Here is a 15,649-nt window from a genome sequence, read left to right as displayed (position 1 = left end):
GGGCACAAAAAAGCCCGGTCAGGTGAGAATTTCGCTCGGTATACCATTGTGCACTGTTTACCTCTGGTGCGAAACGCCCTATGGTACGGCCAGATTTGCAATAGGGGCCGCACATGACCGACCAGACCATTCCCGACATTATCTATACCAAAGTGGACGAGGCGCCGGAGCTGGCCTCTGCCTCGCTTTTGCCGATTATCGCGCGGTTTGCCGCCGCTGCCGGCGTCAGCGTGGGCACCAAGGATATTTCGCTCGCCGGGCGCATACTGGCGACCTTCCCCGATTTCCTGAGAGAAGATCAACGTATTCCCGACGATCTGGCCGAACTGGGCGAGTTGGTGAAAAAGCCAGAGGCCAATGTCATCAAGCTGCCGAATATTTCGGCCTCTGTCCCGCAATTGGTCGCAGCAGTGCGCGAGTTGCAGGCGCAGGGGTTCGCGTTGCCCGATTATCCGGAAGTGCCCGCGACCGATGCGGAAAAGGAAATCCGCGCGCGCTATGACACCATCAAGGGCTCTGCCGTGAACCCCGTGTTGCGCGAGGGAAATTCCGACCGCCGCGCCGCAGCGCCCGTGAAGAAATTCGCCCAAGCCAACCCACACCGCATGGGCAAATGGGACGCGGGCAGCAAGACCCGCGTCGCTACGATGAGCGCTGGCGATTTCTTCAGTAATGAGCGCTCTGTCACGCTGGCACAGCCCGGTATAGCCACCATCGACCATGTGGCGCTGGACGGCACGCAAACCGTTCTGAAAGACGCCGTCAGCTACCCCGCAGGCACGGTGGTCGATGCGACCTTCATGTCGGCCAAGGCGCTGGGTGCGTTTCTGGCCGATGAGATTGAAAGCACCAAAGCCGACGGCACGCTGTTTTCGCTGCATATGAAAGCCACGATGATGAAGGTCAGTGACCCCATCATCTTTGGCCATGCGGTCAAGGCGTGGCTTGCGCCGGTGTTCGAGCAGTTCGGCGATGACATGGCGGCGCTTGGTGTGAACCCCAATTCGGGGATGGGCGACCTGCTGGAGCGGGTGAAGGACCGCGCCGACATCATGGCCGCGATCGACGCCTGCCGCGCGGCGCGCCCGCCCATGTATATGGTCGATAGCGACCGTGGGATCACCAACCTGCATGTGCCGTCGGATGTGATTATCGACGCATCGATGCCCGCGCTGATCCGCGCAGGCGGCAAGGGCTGGGGGCCCGACGGGGCAGAGCATGACGCCAATTGCGTCATCCCCGACAGCTCCTACGCGACCGTCTATGACGAGGCCATCCGCTTCTTCAAGGAAAACGGCGCGCTGAACCCCGCGACCGCTGGCACGGTGCAGAACATTGGTCTGATGGCCCAAAAGGCAGAAGAATACGGCAGCCACCCGACCACATTCGAGATTCCCGCCACGGGCGTGGTGCGCATGGTGCTGGATGACGGCACGGTGCTGCACGAGCACGAGGTGGAAAAGGGCGATATCTGGCGGTCGGCCAGCGCGCGCAAAGCGCCCATTGAGGATTGGGTAAATCTGGCCATCGCCCGTCAGGCAGAGACGGGCTATCGCGCGATCTTCTGGCTTGACGCAACCCGCGCGCATGACGCGGAGCTGATCAAGCTGATACAGCCGATCCTTGACGCCAAGGGCGTGGCCGACAAGTTCGAGATCATGGCCCCGCGAGAAGCGACCCGCGCCTCGCTGGAGACAATCACCAAGGGCGAAAACACCATCGCGATTACGGGCAACGTGCTGCGCGACTACCTGACCGACTTGTTCCCGATCCTGGAGCTGGCGACCAGCGCCAAGATGCTGTCCATCGTCAAGCTGATGCAGGGCGGCGGGTTGTTCGAGACCGGCGCGGGCGGGTCGGCTCCCAAGCACGTCCAGCAGTTGCAGGCCGAAAACCACCTGCGCTGGGACAGCCTTGGGGAATTCTGCGCCTTGGGCGAATCGTTAAAGTTTCTGGCCGATGCCAAGGATAACGCGAAGGCGCGGGCCTTGGGCAACGCGGTCGAAGCGGCCACGCAAGGGGTGCTGGACCATGGCCGCTCGCCCGGTCGCAAAGCAGGCCAACCCGACAACCGCGACAGCCACTACTGGTTCGCCCGCTACTGGGCCGACGCCTTGGCTGCGCAAGACGAAGATGCCCATCTGGCCGCGCATTTCACGCCCATCGCAGCAAAGCTTGCTGCGCAGGAAGCCGAGATCTTGGCCGAATTGCATGCCGGACGCGGGCAGGCCGTGGATACCGGTGGGTATTTCCACAATGATCCGTCCAAGACAGAAGCGGTCATGCGCCCTTCTGCCACGCTGAACGCGATCATCGGCTGATTGCCAGTTGATACCAAACGGAAAAAAGGCGGCCCAAGGGCCGCCTTTTTGCGAGATACTGGGGGTTTGAGGGGCGCTGCCCCTCTGTCCCGCCAAGGCGGGCCATTCACCCCGGGATATTTTGGGCAAGGATGAAAGACCAGCCTTCGAGGATGGCTTGAGTTATCCCGGCGCGCGCTCTGCCCAGCCGGCGAATATCTTCTCAAGCGCGACGACGATATAGTAGAGCACGATCCCGAGGAACGCCAAGGCGATCAGCACCGCGAACATCAACGGGAAATCGGAATTGGTGCGCCCGCTATCGAACAGCGCGCCCAAGCCGCGCCCATGCGGGCTCACGATTTCCATGAGGTTGGTACCGATGAAAGCCAACGTCACCGCCACTTTCAACGCGCCGAAGAATTCCGGCAGCGTCTTGGGCAGCGCGATTTTCCAGAAAATCGTTGCCTGCGAGGCGCCAAGCGAGCGCAGGATATCGCGGTATTCAGGTTCCAGCGTGGACAGTCCGATGCTGACCGACACGGCAATGGGAAAGAACGAGATCATGAAAGCCAACAGCACCGTGTTGAAATCATGCTGGCCAACAAACATCAGCGCCACAATGGGCACAACGGTCGCTTTGGGAATGGCGTTGAACCCGACCAGAAGCGGATAAAGCGCATCGCGCATGATCCGCGAGAACCCCATGATCATCCCCAGAATGGTGCCAAAGATGACCGCCAGCAACAGTCCCAGGATCGTGCGCCACAGGGTTTGCCAGCCCATGGTCAGAAACAGCGACCAATGACGTTCGAACGCGGCGGGCAAGTCAGAAGGTGCGGCCATTTTATAGGTTGGCCAGCCATTGACCCAGACCAAGGCTTCCCAGAACAGCAGAAACACGACAATCGCCGCCATTGGAACGGCAAAGGCCTGCACATGTTTGTTCATGTCGCCCCCTCCGTCGTGCGGCCTTGGGCGACCTGAATCTGGTGGCGCAGGATGTTGAGCTGTTCCGCGGCCTCTGTGGTATACAGATCATCCAGTGTGGGCGCAGCATTGCGCGGAATATCCAGCACATATTGCGTTTTCGCAGGCCGACCGGATAGCACAACGACCTGATCGGCCAGAAAGATCGACTCGCGCAGGTCATGGGTGATCAGCACGCCGGTGAACGGCTCGCGCTCCTTTACCTTGTGCATGGTCTGCCACAGGTCTTCGCGGGTGAAAGCGTCCAGAGCGCCGAACGGCTCGTCTAGGATCAGCACTTCGGGCTGATGGATCAGCGCACGGCACAGGCTGGCGCGCTGGCGCATGCCGCCCGACAGTTCCGACGGGCGTTTATCTTCAAACCCTTCCAGCCCGACCAGCGAAAGCAACATGCGCGCGCGGTCCTCGGCTTCTTTTTTAGACAGCTTGCTAGGCACGATTTCCAAGGGCAAAAGCACGTTTTTCAGGATGCTGCGCCATTCCAGCAGAACCGGATTCTGGAACGCCATGCCGACGGTGGACCGTGGTCCCTTGACGCGCTCGCCGTGCAGCCAGACCTCGCCATGGTCGGGCTTCATCAGCCCTGCAACCAACCGTGTCAGGGTTGATTTACCACAGCCCGAGGGGCCGACAACGGCTACAAAGCCGCCTTCGGGAACCGCAATTTCCAGCCCGTCGAGCACGGGTAGTGGCCCAGAGTCGGTCCGGTAGGCGTGGCGCACGCCTTTGATTTCTATCAGGTTTTCCATTCAGCCCTCGCATGGAAAGGACCGGCGCAACCCGCGCCGGCCCCAAAGCCCACTCAATCCAGCTTGAATCCGCCCTCGGGCAGATACGCATCGGTGAAATACAGGCTTGCATCCGGCGTGGTCTGGTAGTCATAGGTCAGCGCGATCTGTTCCAGCGCACTTGCGAAACGATCCGCATCAATCAAGCCCATACCATTCGCCTGAACCGCATCGGTCACGATATTGGCGTCCAAGGCAAGTTCAAGGCGCCGCAACTCCAGATCGGAATCCATGGCCGGGTTACGGCTGGCCAGGCTTTCAATCGCGGCGGAAGGGTCTGCAATCGTGTCGACCATGCCTTTTGCGACGGCCTCCAGAAAGCTGCTGACGGCATCGGGGTTGGCGGCGGCAAAATCGGTGTTCACGATAATCGCGTTGCCATACAGGTCCACGCCGTGGTCCGCCATCAGGATGACGGACACGTCGTCCTCTGGCACGCCCAAACGCACGGTGTTCAGGAACGAGGTAAAGCTGAAGCCGGTCACGGCCGCCACGGTGCCTTCGGCCAGTGATGGTTCGCGCGTGGGAAAGCCCACGGGTTCCACGGTCACGCTATCGGCATCAATGCCGGTTTCGGCCACGAAAATCGGCCATTGCGCCCAAGCGCCATCGGGCGGCGGTGCGCCCAGAACCTTGCCTTCCAGATCGGACGGGGTTTCAACGCCCAGCGACTTGCGGCCCACGATGGCGAAAGGCGGCTTGTCATAGACCATCATGGCCCCGATGACCGGCGCACCGGGGTTCTGGTCCAGAAACTTGATCAGGCTGTTCATATCGGCAAAGCCGACGGGGAATGCGCCGGTGGCCACTTTGGGAATGGCATCAAGGCTGCCCTGACCAGCGGCCACCTCAACCTCCAGCCCGGCATCGGCAAAGTAACCCTTGTCAATCGCCACGAAATAGGGTGCGGCGGGCCCCTCGAACTTCCAGTCCAGCGCGAATGGCATAGAGGTCTGCGCCTGCGCGGCCGCGGCAAGCAGGCTCAAGCCAACGGCGGCAGGCAAGGATTTGTAGAACATGACAACTCTCCTGTCGGATTATCTGATAGCGCAACAGCGCATGACCGGCGGGGCTGCGCAAGTCTTGCGCCCGCGTCCAGCCCAGCTTGCGCCCAATCCTTGGGCAGTTACCTGCGCTTTGCAAGAAAATTCAGCGCTGCGCCTGCTGCCAATCCGGGTGTACCCACGGTTCAAGGTTCAGCGCGGGCAGGCTGCGGCCCAGAATATGATCGGCGATCTTTTCTCCCACCATGATCGACGGCGCGTTCAGGTTGCCATTGGTGATACGCGGAAAGATCGAGCTATCTGCCACGCGCAGCCCGTCCACTCCGATCACGCGGCCTTGCGGGTCCACCACCGCGCGCGGATCGTCCCGACGCCCCATCCGGGCGGTGCCACAGGGATGATAGGCGCTCTCGACATGGGCGCGGATGAACGCATCCAGTGCCGCATCTTCTTGCACATGCGCTCCGGGCTGTATTTCACGGTCCAGATAGGGCGCAAACGCCGCCTGCCCCATGATCTCGCGCGTCAGGCGAATGCAATCGCGGAAATCCTGCCAATCCTGCGGGTCGCTCATATAATTGAAGCAGATGCGCGGGGCGTCCTCGGGGCGGGGGCTGGCCAGTTTGACCCAACCACGACTGGCAGAGCGCATCGGGCCGACATGCGTCTGGAACCCGTGCCCTTCGGCCACGGCCTGCCCGTCATAGCGCACGGCGATGGGCAGGAAATGATACTGGATGTCGGGATACTCCACACCCGCCCGCGACCGGATGAAAGCACAGGCTTCGAACTGGTTCGAGGCGCCGGGGCCTTTACGCGCCAGCAGCCATTGCGCCCCGACCCAAGCCTTGCCCGGCAAGTTCCAGTATTTGAACAGGGTGATCGGCTGGCTGGCCGCGTATTGCAGATAAAGCTCCAGGTGATCTTGCAGATTCTGCCCCACACCCGCGCGGTCGGCACGCGGCACGATGCCGTGCTCGGCCAGATGCGCGGCGGGGCCAATGCCCGACAGCATCAACAGCTTGGGCGTGTTGATGCTGCTGGCCGCCAGCACCACCTCTGCGCGGGCATGACAGGTTTGTCCGTCGGCCAAGACCACGCCGGTCGCCCGATTATCTGCATCAAAGACCACCCGCGCGGCGTGACCGCGCACGACGCGCACATGGCCCGTTGCGATAGCAGGGCGCAGGTAGGCACGGGCGGCGGACCAGCGTTGCCCCGCGTGGATCGTCGCCTCCATCGCGCCAAAGCCCTCTTGCTGCGCGCCGTTGTAATCCTCTGTTACGGGGTAGCCCGCCTGCTGCCCCGCCGCGATGAACGCGTCGAATAACGGGTTCTCGCGCTTGCCGCGGCTGACATGCAGCGGACCGCCCTGCCCGCGCCATGCGCTTGCGTCCGACTGCCAATTCTCCATTCGGCGAAAATAGGGCAGCACATCGGCAAAGCGCCATCCATCCGCGCCCTGGTCGGCCCAGTGGTCATAGTCCCGCGCATGCCCGCGCACATAGACCATCCCGTTGATGCTGCTTGACCCGCCCAGCACACGCCCGCGCGGGCAGGCCAAACGCCGCCCGCCCAAATGCGGCTCTGGCTCGGTCTGGTAGCCCCAGTCATAGCGTGCCATGTTCATCGGGTAGGACAGCGCACCGGGCATCTGGATGAACGGGCCGGCATCCGACCCGCCCGCTTCCACCACGATCACGGAATGTCCCGCCTCTGCCAGCCGATACGCCACCGCGCACCCTCCAGAGCCTGCGCCCACAATCACATAATCTGCCTGCATCACGATAGCTCCAAAGCGGGTCAGGCCGGGTCAAGGATCGCGCCAGCGACCGCGCGCCCCGCGCGGCGTGTCCTTGATGCGGCCTGTCCCGCGATACACTCGACATGGCGCGTTCAGGGCAGACCTGGCCCTGAACCGCCTCTCAGCAAAGTCATCCCAAGCCGCCCGACACGACGGCGGGACAACCGCCCGCCGACAGGCGGGCCAGCGTCACATCTCTTCGCGCCGCAAGGCGCGGCAATTTGGTTGACGCCGCTTAATAGGGGGCATCGACATCCCCCATCCCCAGATAAACGGATTTCACCCGTGTATAATGCTCCAGCGCTGCGTGCCCGTTCTCACGCCCAACGCCGCTGGCCTTGACCCCGCCAAAGGGCATTTCCACCGGCGTCAGATTATACGCGTTGATCCAGCATGTGCCCGCCTGCAAGCGCGCCACGACCCGGTGCGCGCGAGTCAGGTCGCGGGTGAACAGACCTGCGGCCAAGCCATAGTCCGTAGCATTCGCGCGGGCGATGACCTCGTCCTCACTGTCGAAGGCCAGCACAGACATCACCGGGCCGAAAATCTCCTCGCGGGCGATGGTCATGTCGTCGGTCACATCGGCGAAAACGGTCGGTTCCACGAACCATCCGCCCGCCGCTTTGCCGCCGCAGACCAGCCGCGCGCCTTCGGCCACCCCGCGCGCGATATAGCCCATGACTTTCTCGGCCTGCGCCGCGCTGACCAACGGCCCCATCTGCGTGGCTTCATCCAGCGGATCGCCCATGACAATGCGCCCCGTGCGCGCGATCAGCCTTTCCAGAAACGGCTCCAGCACTGAGCGCGCCACGAAGACCCGCGTGCCATTGGTGCAGATTTGCCCCGCGGAATAGAAATTCCCCAGCATCGCCGCGCCGACAGCGTTGTCCAGATCGGCATCGTCAAACACGATCAGGGGCGATTTGCCGCCCAGTTCCATGGTAACGGCGCGAATGCCCTCCGCCGCTTGCGCATAGACCTTGCGGCCTGTCGGCACTGATCCGGTCAAGGACACTTTCGCCACGCGCGGATCGCCCACCAGCGACGCGCCGACATCGCCCGCGCCTTGCACCACGTTGAACAACCCCGCGGGCAATCCGGCTTCGGTCAGGATATCGGCCAAGGCCAGCGCGGAAAGCGGCGTCACTTCGGACGGCTTGAACACCAGCGCATTGCCGAAGGCCAATGCGGGCGCGGCTTTCCATGCCGCGATCTGGATCGGGTAGTTCCACGCCCCAATCCCTGCGCAAACGCCCAAAGGCTCGCGCAAGGTATAGGCCATGTCGCGCCCGAGCGGGATGGTCTGGCCGGTCACAGTCGGCGCGAAGCCTGCGAAATACTCAAGCGCATCCGCGCCCGATGCAGGGTCTGCCACAAGCGTTTCCTGCAAGGGTTTGCCGGTGTCGAGGGTTTCCAACTCTGACAAGGCGCGGTTGCGGTCGCGCATGATCTGCGCCGCGCGGTGCAGGATGCGGCCGCGTTCCACCGGCGGGCGGGCAGCCCAATCGGCTTGCGCCGCCGCCGCCGCTTGCAGGGCGCTGTCAATGATTGCGGGTGTTGCCGAATGCAGCTTGGCAATCACCTCGCCCGTGGCGGGGTAATGGCTGTGAAGCGCGGCGCCTGCAGCGTCCTCGACATAGGCACCGTTTATGAAATGGCTGGCTTTGGGCTGTGCTCTCATATCGTGCTCCCTTTGATGGCGGCGTCCAGCCAGTCTTGCACTCGCGCGCAAACGCGGGCGCTGTCGGGCTCTCCGGTGCCGAGCGCTTCGTGCAGGTACGCGCCGTCGATCATGGCGGCAGCCGCTTCGGCCAAATCGCCCGCCCGCGCGCCCACGACGGGGCGCAGCGCGTGGCGCAGGTTCGACCGCAAGCGCGACTGGTAGATGCGCAGCAGCCGCGCGGCATCGTCCTGACGTTGCGCCAGAACGTAGAAATTCAGCCATGCCGCCACGACCTCGCGCCGGAAATTGCTGCCTGTGAAGGACACACGCACCAGCGCGCGCAGCCTGTCGCAGGGCGCGTCGCAAGCGACCAGCGCGCCGCGGACTTCCGCACCGTAAACCGACAGCACATGCCGCATGGCCGCCAGAAACATCGCCTCTTTCGACCCGAAATAGTGATGCGCCAGCGCCGCAGACATGCCCGCGCGCTTGGCGATCCGGCTGACGGTCACGTCCAGCGACCCCGCCTGCCCGATCTCGACAATAGCGGCTTTGATTAGCGCGTCGCGCCTGATAGGTTCCATTCCAACCTTCGGCATGGCGGTCCTCGCACGCTTTTTGCAACAAATTGGTTGCAGGATTGCTATCCGATTGTTTATTGATTGGTCAATCAAGAAAAACGCAACATGGGAGAAATACAATGACCCTTCGTCTGACAACCCTTGCCGCCGCCGCGACCCTTGCCGCCGGACCGGCATTTTCCGCGTGCGATTCCGTGACATTCTCGGATGTGGGCTGGACCGACATCACCGCCACCACCGCAGTCGCGACCACGCTGCTGGACGCGTTGGGCTACGACACCGACACGCTGGTTCTGTCGGTGCCCGTGACCTACACATCCATGGCCAATGGCGATGTCGATGTGTTCCTGGGCAACTGGATGCCCACGATGGAGGCCGACATCGCCCCCTACCGCGAAGCTGGCACCGTCGACACCGTGCGCCGCAATCTGGCGGGCGCGAAATACACGCTGGCGACCAATGCTGCCGGTGCGGCGCTTGGCATTACCGATTTCGGCAGCATCGCCGCGCAATCCGACGCGCTGGACGGCAAGATCTACGGGATCGAACCGGGCAATGACGGCAACCGACTGATCCTGGACATGATCGACGCCGATGCTTTCGGCCTGTCGGGGTTCGAGGTGGTCGAGAGTTCCGAACAGGGGATGCTGTCCCAGGTTGCCCGCGCCGACCGCCGCGATGAGCCGGTTGTTTTTCTGGGCTGGGAACCCCACCCGATGAACGCCGCCTATGACATGACCTATCTGGCGGGCGGCGATGACTGGTTCGGCCCGAACTTCGGCGGCGCGGAAGTGTATACCAACACCCGCGCGGACTTTGTGACCGAGTGCCCGAATGTCGGTGCGTTCCTGAACAATCTGGAATTCACGCTGGCCATGGAAAACGAGATCATGGGCGCGATCCTGAATGACGGCACCATGCCCGAAGAAGCCGCGACCGCGTGGCTGTCGGCCAACTCGGACGCTATTGGCCCGTGGCTGGACGGCGTGACCACCGCCGATGGCGGCGATGCCATGGCCGCCGTCATGGCCGCCCTGAACTGACCCTTTCGCGCCCCGGTCCAATGGTCCGGGGCGTTTTTTCAAACAAGGGGCACCGCATGGCCGACGCATTTACCCAACCGATTATTGATGCGAAGATTCCCGTGGGCCGTGTGGTCGCCACCGGGTTCGAGTGGTTACAAGACACGTTCATCACCGCCTTCGACGCGCTGGAATTGACCCTGCGCAGTATGATCGGGGGCTTGGAGACCGCGCTGATCGCACCGCACCCGTTCATCATTGTCGCGGTCTTCGGGGCGCTGACATGGCTGTTGCAGCGCAAATGGGTGTCGGTGCTGGTCGTGGTCGCCTGTGCCTTGTTCGCCCTGAACCAAGGCTATTGGGAACTGACCATGCAGACGCTGACGCTGGTGCTTGCATCCTGCGTGGTGTGTATGGGCGTGGGCGTGCCGCTTGGCATTTACGCCGCGCATCACCCGCGCTTTTACCGCGCGCTGACGCCGGTGCTGGACCTGATGCAGACACTGCCGGTCTTTGTCTATCTTATACCGGTGCTGGTGCTGTTCGGACTGGGCATGGTGCCGGGGCTGGTGGCGACGGTGATTTTCGCTATGCCCGCCGCGATCCGGCTGACGGAGCTTGGCATCCGGTCCACCCCGCAAGCCTTGTCAGAGGCCGCGACCGCGTTCGGCGCGACCACATCGCAGCGCATCAGGAAGGTGGAACTGCCCTTTGCCTTTCCGCAGATCATGGCTGGGCTGAACCAGACGATCATGCTGTCGCTGTCGATGGTGGTGATCGCAGGGCTTGTCGGCGCGCCGGGTCTGGGCGTGTCCATCGTGCGGGCGCTGAACACGGTGAACGCAGCACTTGGGTTCGAGGCGGGCGCGGTCATCGTCGCCGTGGCCATCATGCTCGACCGCATGTTGCGGGTGGAGGCGAAACAATGAGCGATCCGGCAGTCCGCTTTCAGAACGTCTCTATCGTGTTCGGCAACAACCCCTACAAAGCCATTCCGCTTATGGAAACCGGCCAGAGCCGTGACGCCATCAAGGAAAAGACGGGCCAGGTTCTGGGCGTGCATGACTGCTCGCTGGATGTGGGGGCGGGCGAGATTGTGGTGCTCATGGGCCTGTCAGGGTCCGGCAAATCCACGCTGCTGCGCGCGGTGAACGGGCTGAACCCCATTTTGCAGGGCGATGTGCTTGTCAATGACGGCAGCGAACTGGTCAGCGTGCCCAATGCCAGCCGCGCCACGTTGCGACGCTTGCGCACGCAGACGGTTGCGATGGTGTTTCAGCAATTCGGCCTGCTGCCGTGGCGGTCGGTGCGCGAAAACGTCGGCCTTGGGCTGGAACTGTCGGGCATGGGAAAACGCGCGCGGCGCGACAAGATCGACGCGCAGTTGGAGCTTGTCGGCCTGACGCAATGGGCCGACCAGCCGGTCAGCGCTTTGTCAGGCGGGATGCAGCAGCGCGTCGGGCTGGCACGGGCCTTCGCCACCGATGCGCCGATCCTGCTGATGGACGAGCCGTTCTCGGCCCTCGACCCGCTGATCCGCGCGCGGCTGCAAGACGAATTGCTGGAACTGCAAGAGCGGTTGAAACGCACGATCGTTTTCGTCAGCCACGATCTGGACGAGGCATTCAAACTGGGCAACCGCATTGCCATTCTGGAAGGCGGCCGGATGATCCAATGCGGCACACCCGCAGAGATTTTCCAGACCCCCGCGAACCAATATGTGGCCGATTTCGTCGCCAACATGAACCCACTGGGCGTGTTACGCGCTTGCGATGCGCTGGTGCCCGCCAGCGTGACCGGCGCGCCCACGCGCAGTGTTGCGCCGGACATGCCCATCCGTGACGTGATGGACCTGTTCGACAGCCAGCATGACACATTGACCGTGGCGCAGGGCGACCGCGTGCTGGGCCGCGTCACCCGCGGCTCGGTCCTGAATGCGCTCACCGCCAAACGTGGGGTGGTCGCTGACCACGGTTGATGCGGCAATAGCGCGTTTGTTCGCGTCATCTTGGCCCTGCTACCTGTAGATGCAAACTGGGCCACGCTGCAAAATCCGTGCCTCGGTCTGACAACGAAGACCGCCGCGACACGATGCACCGCGCGACCCGATGTGTTTCGGGCAACATGGTTGCACACTGTCCCATAACTAGTTGCAGCGCGCCCCACGCAAGGACGTTGGTGCGACACTGCCGCAGCCCCCACCGCACGCTGGTCTGACCGGCGTTTAACGGCTTTGGAGTATCCCTTGGTCCATCCGGCCGAGCGACCTGCCACTGGCAGGCCCCTCGTGCCCTATGCGTGGAACATACCAAAAAGGATCGTCCGCATGAACATGGCCGTTACCCAAGGGCTGGACCTGATGCCCCCTCCATTCTCTGCCGGGCTGGGCGCTTGGTCGCAAACCACCGGCAGACCGGGCACACCGACGTATGACACTGCGGCCTTCGCCGCGTTTGTGCCCTCCGACCCGGATTTTGACGGCTGTCTGGAAGTGCAGAAAATCTCAGCCACCACGCGCCTGCGCTGGATGGTGGAACTGCCGGTCACACCGGGCTGCTATCTGCGGGTTCGTGCGCGTGTCAAAGGCATGGCGGGCGTACTGCCCGATGTCGCTGTGGGTGCTTGGGTCGGCAATCAGGCGGCGGCAGAACTGACGGCGCTGCCAAACTCCGGCCCCGCCACCAGCCTGACAAGCTATGGCGAGATTGTCGAGATTTCGGCCATCATAGGAACCGGCGCGCGGGCGGGTGTCGATCTGGTCTGGAGCACCGATGCGCGCCGTGCGCATTTCGGGCTGGACCTGACAGGGCCGACAGGCGGCGTGATCCGCATTGACGACATCATCATAGAGGATGTGACGAACGCCTACGCATCCGACCTGCTGGGCGTGGTCGATGTGGTGGATTACGGCGCCAAGGGCGATGGTACGACCGACGACCACGCGGCCTTTCTGGCGGCGATTTCAGCGGCAGGCGCGCGCCGCCTGCTCATCCCGGAAGGCGTGTTTCGGATCACATCCGACCTGACCATCCCCGGCCCCGTCACGTTTCGCGGCACGCTGGACATGCCCGACAGCGCGCTGCTGATCCTGCACAATGATTTCACTCTGCCCGCCTATGAATCCGCGCTCGGCAACGATGAAGCGGGCTTTCGCAAGGGGCTGCAAGCGCTGTTCCACACCAACCAGCATATTGCATTCGACCTCAAAGGGGGGCGCGTGAACCTGACAGCGCCGATTGACCTGCGCGCGCTGGTCGGCTTTGACAATGCAAATGTGCACCTGGTGCTGGAAAACGGACAGTTGCGGGCTGCCGATATCGGTGACTGGGATACGGTATCGCTGACACGGACGGCGACCTACACCCCCGCCAATCCCTATTTGCTGAGCGGTGTCAGCAACGTTGCAGGCGTGCCCGTGGGCGCGCGCGTGTCAGGCGTCGGTGTCGGGCGCGAGGTCTATGTGCGCGCGCGCAACACCGCAGCGGGCACCCTGACCCTGTCGCAACCGCTACATGGCGGCGCAGGCACCCAGAATTTCACATTCGAGCGGTATCAATACCTGCTGGATTGCTCAGGCTTCTCGAAGCTGTCGAATTTCGAATGCCGCCATATCGAGTTTCTGTGCCGGGGCCGGGCTTCTGCTGTCATGCTGTCCGAAGGCGGCAGCATAGCCCGCTTCACCGATTGCGATTTTGACCGGCCCAAGGATCGCGGCATCACGTCCATCGGGCGCGGCTGTCAGGGGCTGACGGTGGATCGCTGCCAGTTCGCCTCTTCGCAAATGACATTGCGCGCGCAGGATCGCACGGTGATCGCGTTCAACACCAACAACAATGACGCCAAGATCCGCAACAACCGCGCGGTGCTTTGGGCGCATTTCGGGGTGATGGGCGGCACCGGCCATATCATCACCGGCAACCATTTTTTCGCGGGCGATGACGAAGCGCAGGGCGTGCGTCAGGCCGGGATTGTGCTGACAGATGTGAACCTGAAAACGACGATCACCGGCAACTACATCGACAACTGCTATATCGAGATGTCGAATGAATACGCGCCAGAGCCGAATTTCAGCGGCGGGTTTTCCTTTGGCGGGCTGACCGTGACCGGCAATATCTTTATCGCCAGCGGGGTTCCGCCCTGGTTCAACTGGATCGTGCTGCGCCCGTTCGGGTCGGGCCAGTTCGTGCAAGGGCTGCATGTCTCTGGCAACGTATTTCGCACCGTGGGCAACCGTATTGACCGGGTGGATGCTGTCGACACCACCTTCGGCGCACTGGATTACGCCCGCTTTCGCAATGTGATATTCGACAACAACGCCTATAACGGGGTCGATTACCCAACCGAAAGCCCCTGCGTGGTTCTGCATGACCAGAACACGGATGCCACAACATGGGTGGTTGATACCGGCGACAAACTGCCCTTCGGGGGCTGGGCGCGCACCGTGTCGTCGGTGGTCATGGAAGGGGCGGCGCAAGACGCCAGCAACGCCACACGCTACGAGATGCCCTTTGTCGAGATCACCCAAGGGCCGAACAATGACCGGGTCAACCTGCGTTGGCCAGCCGCCACGCGCGGGCGGGCGGTGGTCACGGTGCGGGTGGACCGACCGCTCTAAAGGGTCTTGAACGGCGACGTTAATTCGCGCCTATTGGGCGGGCATCTTGAACAGGAGCCCGCCCATGCCGCTTGTCGCCCCCTTGACCGAGGACCAGATGGACCCTGCCCTGCGCGATGAGGTGCAGTTCTTCAAAGGGCCTTTGGGCGTGATCCCGAATTCCGTGCGCACCATGGCGCACCGGCCCGAGATTGCCCGCGCCTTTACCGCGTTGAACATCGCGGTCATGACGTCAGAGGCTGGCGTCACGCCAGAATTCAAGCGGTTGCTGGGCTATGTCAGTTCGTTCGCGTCGGGCTGCATGTACTGTCAGGCACATATGATCTTGGCGTCAGAGCGTTTCGGCGCGTCAGAGGCGCGGCTGAACGATGTCTGGAATTTCACGGACAGCCCGCATTTCTCTGATGCAGAGAAAGCCGCACTGGCCTTCGCCCATGCCGCCACCCAAGTGCCGAACGCCGTCACCGAAGACCACCATGCCGCCCTGCGAGCGCATTGGCCAGCGGACGAGATTGTCGAGATCATGGGCGTCGTTGCCCTGTTCGGTTTCCTGAACCGCTGGAATGATTCGATGGGGTCCGCGCTAGAGGATTTGCCACGCTCGAAAGGCGAGGAACGGTTGGGCACGACTGGCTGGACCGTGGGAAAACACATCTGATTCGGAATACCCGAATCGCTTTAATGCGCGAAGCCTGCGCGCAGCTTTGCGAAAATGTCGCGCCCCTGTTGGGAAATGCGCCACAGAGGATGGTCGAAACTGATAGCGCCAACACTCCAACGACCTGTTTTCGGCCGCCCTGAAAAAGCCTTGTTTTTCGGCACTCTCTGCACCGCAGCGCAAATTAGTTTTCATTTTTGACCACTTATCTGTGAAACCTTTTA

At 62.6% G+C, this 15,649-nt stretch carries 12 protein-coding genes; 6 read left to right on the top strand and 6 right to left on the bottom strand.

The window, feature by feature from the left end:
* Positions 1-113 precede the first annotated feature (113 nt).
* The gene (locus ROE7235_RS01175) at positions 114-2,321 is read left to right on the top strand and encodes an NADP-dependent isocitrate dehydrogenase (protein WP_121092833.1); all 2,208 of its coding nucleotides are present in this window, start codon (positions 114-116) and stop codon (positions 2,319-2,321) included.
* Positions 2,322-2,483: 162 nt separating this feature from the next.
* Here ROE7235_RS01175 and ROE7235_RS01170 read toward each other — a convergent pair whose 3' ends face one another.
* From ROE7235_RS01170 to betI, 6 genes are all read right to left on the bottom strand, one after another.
* Positions 2,484-3,251, bottom strand: coding sequence for an ABC transporter permease (locus ROE7235_RS01170; RefSeq protein ID WP_121092832.1), 768 nt, complete (start codon positions 3,249-3,251; stop codon positions 2,484-2,486).
* Positions 3,248-4,039: an ABC transporter ATP-binding protein gene (locus tag ROE7235_RS01165; RefSeq protein ID WP_121092831.1), complete on the bottom strand. Its 792-nt coding sequence runs from the start codon at positions 4,037-4,039 to the stop codon at positions 3,248-3,250. The genes ROE7235_RS01170 and ROE7235_RS01165 overlap by 4 nt, the downstream gene beginning before the upstream one ends.
* Before the next feature lie 53 nt (positions 4,040-4,092).
* Entirely contained in the window at positions 4,093-5,097 is a 1,005-nt protein-coding gene (locus ROE7235_RS01160; RefSeq protein ID WP_121092830.1) for an ABC transporter substrate-binding protein, read from the bottom strand.
* Positions 5,098-5,227: 130 nt separating this feature from the next.
* A complete protein-coding gene (betA, locus tag ROE7235_RS01155) occupies positions 5,228-6,865 on the bottom strand; it encodes a choline dehydrogenase (RefSeq protein ID WP_121092829.1) in 1,638 nt (545 codons plus the stop codon).
* 256 nt (positions 6,866-7,121) lie between these two features.
* Positions 7,122-8,567 carry a betaine-aldehyde dehydrogenase gene (betB, locus tag ROE7235_RS01150; RefSeq protein WP_121092828.1) on the bottom strand — a complete coding sequence of 482 codons (1,446 nt, stop codon included), beginning with the start codon at positions 8,565-8,567 and terminating at the stop codon, positions 7,122-7,124.
* Positions 8,564-9,148 carry a choline-binding transcriptional repressor BetI gene (gene betI, locus ROE7235_RS01145; protein WP_121092827.1) on the bottom strand — a complete coding sequence of 195 codons (585 nt, stop codon included), beginning with the start codon at positions 9,146-9,148 and terminating at the stop codon, positions 8,564-8,566. Before betI ends, betB begins: the two co-directional genes overlap by 4 nt.
* A 101-nt stretch (positions 9,149-9,249) precedes the next feature.
* On the opposite strand from betI, the gene choX reads away from it, so the two are divergent.
* From choX to ROE7235_RS01120, 5 genes are all read left to right on the top strand, one after another.
* On the top strand, positions 9,250-10,173 hold the full coding sequence (gene choX, locus ROE7235_RS01140; protein ID WP_121092826.1) for a choline ABC transporter substrate-binding protein: 924 nt from the start codon (positions 9,250-9,252) through the stop codon (positions 10,171-10,173).
* A 56-nt stretch (positions 10,174-10,229) separates the two neighbouring features.
* Entirely contained in the window at positions 10,230-11,081 is an 852-nt protein-coding gene (gene choW, locus ROE7235_RS01135) for a choline ABC transporter permease subunit (RefSeq protein WP_121092961.1), read from the top strand.
* A complete protein-coding gene (choV, locus tag ROE7235_RS01130; protein ID WP_121092825.1) occupies positions 11,078-12,130 on the top strand; it encodes a choline ABC transporter ATP-binding protein in 1,053 nt (350 codons plus the stop codon). Before choW ends, choV begins: the two co-directional genes overlap by 4 nt.
* A gap of 348 nt (positions 12,131-12,478) precedes the next feature.
* Positions 12,479-14,767, top strand: a complete 2,289-nt coding sequence (locus tag ROE7235_RS01125; protein WP_121092824.1) for a glycosyl hydrolase family 28-related protein — start codon at positions 12,479-12,481, stop codon at positions 14,765-14,767.
* A gap of 64 nt (positions 14,768-14,831) precedes the next feature.
* A complete protein-coding gene (locus ROE7235_RS01120) occupies positions 14,832-15,425 on the top strand; it encodes a carboxymuconolactone decarboxylase family protein (RefSeq protein ID WP_121092823.1) in 594 nt (197 codons plus the stop codon).
* Positions 15,426-15,649 lie beyond the last annotated feature (224 nt).

Source organism: Roseinatronobacter ekhonensis (assembly GCF_900499075.1).
GTDB lineage: Bacteria > Pseudomonadota > Alphaproteobacteria > Rhodobacterales > Rhodobacteraceae > Roseinatronobacter > Roseinatronobacter ekhonensis.
This window is presented reverse-complemented; position numbering and strand designations above follow the sequence as displayed.

Excerpts from the sequence above, each read along its gene's own strand:
- betI (WP_121092827.1), bottom strand. The coding sequence starts at position 9,148 with ATGCCGAAGGTTGGAATGGAACCTATCAGGCGCGACGCGCTAATCAAA.
- choW (WP_121092961.1), top strand. The coding sequence starts at position 10,230 with ATGGCCGACGCATTTACCCAACCGATTATTGATGCGAAGATTCCCGTG.
- betB (WP_121092828.1), bottom strand. The coding sequence starts at position 8,567 with ATGAGAGCACAGCCCAAAGCCAGCCATTTCATAAACGGTGCCTATGTC.
- choV (WP_121092825.1), top strand. The coding sequence starts at position 11,078 with ATGAGCGATCCGGCAGTCCGCTTTCAGAACGTCTCTATCGTGTTCGGC.
- ROE7235_RS01170 (WP_121092832.1), bottom strand. The coding sequence starts at position 3,251 with ATGAACAAACATGTGCAGGCCTTTGCCGTTCCAATGGCGGCGATTGTC.
- ROE7235_RS01175 (WP_121092833.1), top strand. The coding sequence starts at position 114 with ATGACCGACCAGACCATTCCCGACATTATCTATACCAAAGTGGACGAG.
- ROE7235_RS01165 (WP_121092831.1), bottom strand. The coding sequence starts at position 4,039 with ATGGAAAACCTGATAGAAATCAAAGGCGTGCGCCACGCCTACCGGACC.
- ROE7235_RS01125 (WP_121092824.1), top strand. The coding sequence starts at position 12,479 with ATGAACATGGCCGTTACCCAAGGGCTGGACCTGATGCCCCCTCCATTC.
- ROE7235_RS01160 (WP_121092830.1), bottom strand. The coding sequence starts at position 5,097 with ATGTTCTACAAATCCTTGCCTGCCGCCGTTGGCTTGAGCCTGCTTGCC.
- choX (WP_121092826.1), top strand. The coding sequence starts at position 9,250 with ATGACCCTTCGTCTGACAACCCTTGCCGCCGCCGCGACCCTTGCCGCC.
- ROE7235_RS01120 (WP_121092823.1), top strand. The coding sequence starts at position 14,832 with ATGCCGCTTGTCGCCCCCTTGACCGAGGACCAGATGGACCCTGCCCTG.
- betA (WP_121092829.1), bottom strand. The coding sequence starts at position 6,865 with ATGCAGGCAGATTATGTGATTGTGGGCGCAGGCTCTGGAGGGTGCGCG.